This window comes from Nostoc sp. CALU 546 (assembly GCF_048836525.1).
Window position 1 is genome coordinate 23,810 of record NZ_JAWJTF010000112.1, and the last position, 8,389, is coordinate 32,198.

3 protein-coding genes are annotated in these 8,389 nt (G+C 43.5%); 2 read left to right on the forward strand and 1 reads right to left on the reverse strand.

Annotated elements, in window-relative coordinates; all coding sequences use genetic code 11:
- Positions 1-60: 60 nt before the first annotated feature.
- On the reverse strand, positions 61-2,697 hold the full coding sequence (gene dnaX, locus RRG12_RS35460) for a DNA polymerase III subunit gamma/tau (RefSeq protein ID WP_420762447.1): 2,637 nt from the start codon (positions 2,695-2,697) through the stop codon (positions 61-63).
- 395 nt (positions 2,698-3,092) lie between these two features.
- Here dnaX and RRG12_RS35465 point away from each other — a divergent pair, with 395 nt between their 5' ends.
- Complete coding sequence (locus RRG12_RS35465) at positions 3,093-3,782, forward strand: hypothetical protein (protein ID WP_420762448.1); 690 nt, start codon at positions 3,093-3,095, stop codon at positions 3,780-3,782.
- A 320-nt stretch (positions 3,783-4,102) separates the two neighbouring features.
- Positions 4,103-7,960 (forward strand): CHAT domain-containing protein, encoded by a 3,858-nt coding sequence (locus tag RRG12_RS35470; protein ID WP_420762449.1) that lies wholly within the window; start codon positions 4,103-4,105, stop codon positions 7,958-7,960.
- The last annotated feature ends 429 nt before the right edge of the window (positions 7,961-8,389 follow it).

Consider the following 8,389-nt stretch of genomic DNA (forward strand, 5'->3'; position numbering starts at 1 on the left):
ATTTTAGGGGCGCAAGTCCTTGCGCCCCTAAAATGAGGTCTTTTTTCAACTGAAAGTTCTTTATTCATCATCCACGTCTGCTTCTTCTACCCATTCAGGTGTAGTTATGGAATCAGAGAATTCTGGGAAATCATCTGCAAAGCGGATAATTTCTCCGTTGAAAAATACTGCCAAACGTTGAGCTGCGATTGCTACTTCGTCAGGTTCCCAATCAGGTGCGGGTGTTTGTTTTGGCGGTGGAGGCAAAGCTTGTATCCCATTTCTATTTGCCCCATTTCCATTTGTCCCATTTCCATTTCTTACCGTCAGCTCAGTTTTTAGTGGTGCTGGTGTCGTTGCTGGTGATGGATTGCTTGCCTGTGGTGCTGGTGCTGGAGACGAAATTTGCTGGTTGTAACTGGGAGTAGGTGGTTGCTGAACACGAGTAGAATCTTTTGGCGGAGGATTTTTTCTGGTTGAGGTAGAGTTTGAAGAAATTCCTTTTTCTATATTTATCTGGATTTCACGCTGGAAAGTCTGCTGGAAAGCTGCCGTAATCATCGGTAGATAAGATTTTCCCTTGTTTCCTTTGTCATACCATGCCTGTTTAATCGCAATTCGAGCCACAACACCGTCAAACTCTATGAGTTGGCTCATTTGACGCAGCATTTCTTGCCTTGATTTTGGCTGGAGGTTGGCAAGCACTTGTTGCCAAATCTGAGTTAAGTCATATTCTGCTTCCCCAACAACTTCTGAAGTTACTGGTTCAACGTTCGCAGGTGGCACAGGAACAGATATAGGTTCTGGGGTTGGTGGTGAAATTGAGTTACCAGCAGAATTGGGATTTGTTTGCTGTTCAACTACGGGAGATGAAGTGATGGGCTGATTTTGGACAGCCGCAAGATGATGGTTTGTAGAATTATGATTTGTTTGCGGTTCAGGTAGAGGTACAGAAGAGACTGCCTGATTTTGGGCAACTGCTGGAGGATAGCTTGGAGATACAACAGGTGTATTAACTCGCGGCGCGACACTTGGGGCTTGTAGTTGAACATTTGTCGCACTGGGCAACAAGCCTAGTAATGTTACTTCTAACCACAAACGCGGCTGGGTACTGTTTTTAATTTGTACTTCAGCTTCTCGCAAGTGTTTTTGTCCCGCCAAAATCACGCCCATATCAAAGTATTGAGCAAATTCAACCAGCGCTTTCCAGGTTTGCTGAGTACAAGCAACCAAATCGTGGCGATTGGGTGCGGTTTTGGCAATAAGTAAATCGCGGTAGAAGGCGGCGAGATTTTGCAGAATAGTTAGCGGTTCTCGACCACGATCGAGAATGTAGTGAGTACAGTCTAGAACTGCTTCGGGCTTATCTTGAGCGATCGCATTTAACAGCTTTAGCAAATCCTGTTCGCTCACCGTCCCCACCAAATCCCAAACTCTATCCGGTGTCACTTCACTCGCTAATAAACCCAATTGGTCGAGCAAACTTTCGGCATCTCGCAACCCTCCCTGAGCAAGTTGGCCTACCAGGGTGACAGCATCGGGTGAAATCTGAATGTTTTCTTTAAAAGCGATCGCACTTAAATGCTTCACCATCGCTTCTAACTGAATGCGTCTAAAATCAAACCTTTGACAGCGCGAAATAATCGTTGGTAACACCCGTTGCGGGTCTGTTGTTGCCAACACAAAAACCACATGTCTCGGTGGTTCTTCTAACGTCTTTAGTAGCGCGTTGAATGCCTGGGTACTTAGCATGTGGCAATTGTGTACCAAAAGCCCATTTGCTACAAAGTTATGATTATCTGCTACTTCAATATCATAGACTCGCTCAGTCCCAGCGAGGTGAACAGATACGACTGTCTCCAAACTTGTAATCCATGAAGATGCCACATCTACATTCACCTGACTTTTAACTTTATATGGAAAAGCTAAGGCGAAACCTAACCCCCCAACCCCCTTCCCTACTAGGGAATGGGGAGAATTCAAAGCCTCTCCCCTTGTAGTGGAGAGGTTTGGAGAGAGGTTTTCCAGATCCCGTGAAAAGTCATCCACATTCACAGGGGATAGTATCTTCACTCCTTCTCTTACGTCCTTTGCTGGTAGCCATCCCTGGTTTGTCCTAATTAAATGATTACCCGTACATCTAATTTCTCGGTTAGTTGTCTTGATAACGAAAGTTTGACGTTCTCCTTGATCTAACCACCTGACAACTTTCTTGAATTCCCATTTACCTAATGAGTCGTTGTAACTCAGTACTTTCTTGCCTTTGATTTTGGGATCATCGATTCTGTTAAGTCCGTCATCAGTCAATACCAGAGAATCCCCAGTTAAGCATTCATCAATAACATAAACCTTGTAGCGACACTGCACAGGGGCAAACTGGGCTTTTTCAATCAATTCGCGAATATTATCGACACCAGTATTACTGGCGGCGTCGATTTCAATTACATCTAAGGCGTAGCCCTTGGTGATCCCCTGACAAACATCACATACACCGCAGGGTTCTGCGGTGGGCTTGTCACTTTTGAGACAATTGAGGGATTTAGCCAAAATTCGGGCACTAGAAGTTTTCCCCGTACCTCTAGGCCCAGTGAATAAATAGGCGGGGGCAATTTTGGATGTGCCGATCGCGTTCGTGAGGGTGGTGGCGATCGCCTCTTGGCCCACCAGTTCAGCAAAACTTTTGGGGCGATATTTGTGGTGCAGGGGTTCGTAAGACATGGAAAAATAGACTTCAATGCCTTTCAACGTGAATTAGTAGCACCGAGTCGAGTTTAGGATTCAACTATTTTAAACTCTCGTACCTGCTTTGTTTATCGATGTTGCCATAGCCCTTGCACTCAACTCATGCCGTAAATTTTGGCACTCAGGAAAGCAAGCAACTAGAGCTTATCCTCTACTATGACTTCAACATCAATGTATGGGAATTATAGCATACCATTTAGTACATTTGTTCTAGTAAAAGAGTGGGAAGTAGGGAAAAAAGAACTAATGACAAATGACAAATGACCAATAACAAATGACAAATGACAAATGACAAATGACAAAGAACTAACGCCATAGTCCAGTGCGATCGCTACAATTTTAGGATAAGCAATATTCGATGGTGCTAGCAGATGCTCAAGCGGCTATTTCAATGGCTCAAAAAGCTTTTTCAGAGCTTGTTTGGTGGAAAACAGACTACCTCAAAATCTAAGGGGAATGTGGCAAAAGAACCAGCACCACCCTTAAACGATACGGATCTGGAATTTCTCTTCAACGAACTGTTGCAAGGAGTCCATCAAGCACGAGGGGAAGCATGGGCACAGAAGTGGCTGCACAATATTGAACATCGTATCCCAACTGAACGCTGGGTTGAATGGTTAGGGCGCTTTGGCGACAAATTGCTCGCATCACCTACACCCAATAATGAAATGGCTGCGCGGTTAGTGCAACTGGGTGAGTTGGGCATCGGAGAAATCGGAGATGTTGCCTATAGTATCGGGATGCAGTTGTTGACACGCAATCAAGGCGAACCAATCTGGGAATATGAAGGGCCAGATGCTCTCAGTACGACTTTGCCCTCTGAGACAACTGCCCCAGTATCAGAGTTAACAGATACACCAGCAGATAACCCCCCGGAGGGAGAATACCAAACTGTCACCCTAGAAGAGTTGTTTGTGATGTTACAGGAAGATGAAAACTTACGCCAGCAGATTGCTCAACAGCTTGCTGTTGAAACAGATGACCCACAAGTGCTTGTCCAGGCATTGATTAGTCAACTATATCCTGCTGGTGAATCGACTACAGAGCAAACAGAAAATTAACGAACTTTGGGGGTTTAAGTCCCCAGCAAGACAGGCAGCCCGTTTTGGGTCGGGGTCTAAATCCCCGGACGCTGGCAGACTCGCTAACGCAAAATGTAATTGCGAATTGCGAATTGTTTTAACGACTTCCCAAAGTCAAAACTCAAGAGTTAAATCTGGGAATTGTAACGTTGTAATGCTATACTCTTGAAGTTTTGTATATTTTTTGCTAACCTTCTACGGAAGCGCTGTCAGAATCTAATGGATTTTTACGTAATTCATGAGTTTTTTAACACAACGATGGCTACAATCTAGAAAAACAAAATCCAAGAGTGTGGCAGATGCTCAGGCGGATATCGCAGTCGCTTAAAAGGTTATTCAAGCGCCTCATTGCAAGTAAGCAGACTAGTTCTCTCAAGGGTGTGAGAGGAAACAATCTGGTGGAGGTACTACCAGAACTAACCAATGCGGATCTGGAACAATTGTTTATTCAATTGTTAGAAGGCGTGCATCAAGCACGAGGACGACAGTGGGCATTGAGGTATCTGCAACGACTCGAAAATCGGATTCCGGCTGAACGCTGGATCGATTGGTTGGTGATGTTTGGCGAAAGCTTGCTAGCCTCACCCGCACCCAATCCTCTGTTAGCAACGCAGATGGTGGAATTGGGTGAACTTGATGTTGGCAGAATTGGAGATGTTGCATATAACATTGGCATCCGGCTAATGCAAAACTTACCTACAGAGATAGAGTATCAGGACAATCAGCCGCAAGATGAGGTAGAAGTCACTCCTGGGCAAGAACTGTTGCGCGATTTGGGCGAACAGTTATGGGAGCATGATGAGCCAGATGTCGTAGAAGTCACTCCTGGACAAGAACTGCTGCGCGATTTGGGCGAGCAGTTATGGGAGTATGATGAGCCAGATATCGTAGAAACTACAACCGATGAAGAAATTCTGCCAATTTCTCCTGGGCAAGAGCTAATCCGTAGCTTAGGTGAGCAATTGTGGGAATATGAGGTGCAAGATGTTGAACCGATAACTTCAGCCCCCCAAAATGCCTATTTTGAAGAAATATTGACCGAAAACCTAGAGGAACTGGTATTGGAGTATGAAGGTGAAGATGCTCAAACGGCAATACCTGAAAATCTCCCTCTCCCCGCAGCGGAAGATTCAATCACTTCATTAGCTGAACTAAGATTTGGCAATGAAGAGAAAGTTAATCCAACTCAAACACCAGCAAATCTCCTTTTTACTAGACAAAGAACTGAATTAACAACGTCTTCCTCAGAGGAAAGCTGGGATAGCACTTTGACGAATTTAGAGCCAAATGTGGCTTATACCCTAGATGAGTTGTGGGTGAGATTGGATCAAAGTACCAATTTAGTCCAGCAACTTGCTTCTGATTTGGCAGTTCAAAGCAGTAATTCCCCAGGTATTATTGAACGACATAGCGATAATCCGATTACCCACGCTCAAGGGTGGTTTTACCAAGGTCTTCAGCAAGCGAAAACAGGTGATTTGTTAGGTGCGATCGCATCTTATGATCAAGCTATTGAACTACAACCTGAATTCTCAGAATATTGGTTTAACCGAGGCTTGACGCTATTCCATTTAGAACGTTTTGATGAAGCGATCGCCTCTTACGAAACAGCCACACAACTGAAACCCGACTTCTACAAAGCTTGGTATAACCGGGGTGGAACTCTCGGAGAATTAGGATACTTTGAAGAAGCGATCGCTTCTTTTGATAAAGCTATAGAAATTAAACCAGACTATCAAGAAGCATGGTCTAGCAAGGGTTTGGCACTGCTAAAGTTAGGTTGGCTACCAGAAGCTATTGCCAGTTATGACCAAGCGCTGCATTTAGAACCAGAAGACCAGGAAAACTGGTATCACCGAGGTATAGCCCTAGCTGTAGGCGAACAATTTACCGAGGCGATTATATCTTACGACAGAGCTATAGAAATTTACCCAGAGTACCACGAAGTCTGGATAGACCGGGGTGTAGTGCTGTTTAATTTAGGAAGATGGTCAGAAGCGATCGCTTCCTGGGATAAAGCACTTTCCATTCAAGCCGACTTTTACTTAGCTTGGTACAACCGAGGTATAGCATTAGACAACTTGGGACGGAGACAAGAAGCGATCGCCTCCTATCGACAAGCGATCGCTATTAAACCCGACTTCCACTTAGCTTGGTATAATCAGGCGTTAGCACTGTTTTACTTAGAACAATTTGCCGAAGCGATCGTTTGTTATGACAGCGCTTTGCAAATTAAACAAGATTATTGGGAAGCTTGGATTGGTCGGGGAACTGCGATCGGTAATTTAGTGAACTCTGACGCCTTGCTGAATTTTTCGAGTAGTATCACAGCGACAAACCCCGCCTTACAACAGAGTGGCTACGAAGGAAAATTAGCCAGCTACGAGGAAGGGTTAAAGCATCTGCGAACAGATACCCATCCAGAAGGTTGGGGTAGATTGCATTTTGCGATCGCTAATACTTACTATGAGCAAGGCAAAAAACATAGCAATACCCGCGATTATTGGCGCAAAGCCGCATCTGAGTACCATCAAGCGCTGTTAACCCTGACATTAGAATATTTTCCCCAGTTGCACCTAGAGGTTTTGCAATCTCTAAGCAAAGTGCTGATGGGTTTGGGACAAACAACACAAGTTCAAGAATTGCTACAACGCGGTACAGATTTATTGCAACAATTACTGAGTGAAGAAACTCGCTCAGACGAAAGTAAAAAACAGCTAGCTTTAAAATTTGCAGGCTTTAATCAATTGGCAGTTGATTTAGCGGTAGAGTCTGGTGATTTAGTTGAAGCCTGGGAAATTGCCGAACAAGGTAAAAACGCTTGTTTAAACTGGCTACTTTACGGCTGGGATGATAATATTTACTCGCCTTATTATGGGGCAATTCAACAACTATTCAATCCTACAACAGCAATTATTTACTGGCATATTAGTCCAGTCGCTCTACAGACTTTTATTCTCAAAGACCAAGCACCATCACCAATCCTACTCTTTACACCCATGCAAGATACTGGGGTAATACCTTTAGGAGAAGACGCTATCCGTCTCAATGAATTGCCCCTACCTGAAGCAGTGCAACGCCTAATTCAATTTGAAACTTGGCTAGAAGATTGGCATCAACAATACCAAGAATATCGCAACACGGCCCAAGACAAAGAAAGTAAAAGCCAGCATTCTTGGCGAGTTGATATGGAAGAAAAGCTGTTGCAACTGTATGAAATCCTGAATATTTCCACAATTGCACAGGAACTCGAAGGCATCACCCAACTGGTTTTAATTCCTCACCGTGACTTGTACAGATTGCCCATTCATACTCTTTTCCATCTCTCTTCTCCATCACTGGAAGAGTTACCGAATGTAGAATCAAATTTCACCGTCACCTATCTACCTAGTGCCCAAGTAGGTTTATCAATCAGAACTGAAGATATTTGGCAGTGGCAAAATAAGTTATTACTCAGTATTGAACATCCTGAGAGTACAGGTTATCCCACACTTAAATTTGCCAAACTTGAGTCCGAAATTGTTAGCCAGATGTTCAATAATATCCAACGAATTCAGGGTTCGGAAGCTACAAAAAATATTGTCGAGAATGCCTTGTTTGATAATTACAACATCTTCCATTTTACAGGTCGTGTCACTAATAATTTGGCTGAACCTAAAAAGTCAGAATTAGCATTAACAGGTGAAGACAGACTTACTCTAGATGAAATCTGCCAACAAAATCTCGCAAGTTACAATCTTATTACTCTCTCTGCCTGTGAAAATTTAATTACTACCAATCACACTATCAGCACCGAATATGTGAGTTTAGTTACTGGTTTTGTGAGTCAGGGCGTTCCTCATGTAGTGAGTACTCTCTGGAGTGTAGAATCTTCGGCTAGTGCTTTGGTGATGATTGAGTTTTACCGACGATTACAGCCGAATAAATCAGCCGTTACAGCCTTAGCTGAAGCAACACGATGGCTGAAAGAATTAACTGCTGGTGAACTGACAAAATGGTATGAAGATGTTTTGAATAATCTGCATCCTGAAGAAGTAAGAATTCAAACTTATTTAGCTACACAACTATATAGAAATAGTAAAATGGCCTCAGATAAAAATCTTTATAATCATCCTTATTACTGGGCAGCATTCACGATTACGGGTAAGCCGAATTAATTCTTTTAGGGAACTCCAAGAAATAAATTATTTAATTTTGTAGGGTGGGCATCTTGCCCATTGGTGTCAACTTAACGTGAAACCGCTCGTCCGCAGGGAATTGAAATTCCCGTCTCATAGCTAAAGTCATCTGAAGATGACTAAATATTGCCAAAAATCTCCAATCTACTTCAGTAGATTTAAGCTATTAGCCCGAAAATTTATTTCCGGGCGGGCATGGAAGCCAACAGATAAGCTATTTCCAGCTTAAGTTGACACCTACGCATCTTGCCCGCCCTATTTACCTACGGTGTACACACAAGTCAAAAAAAGATCAATTTCTCATTGTTCGCTGGTTTATCTCGTTCCTATGCTCTGCATAGGAATGCCTGATTAGAGGCTCTGCCTCTAGTCAGATATTGAGTCAGAGACTCAATGAATGCATTCCCA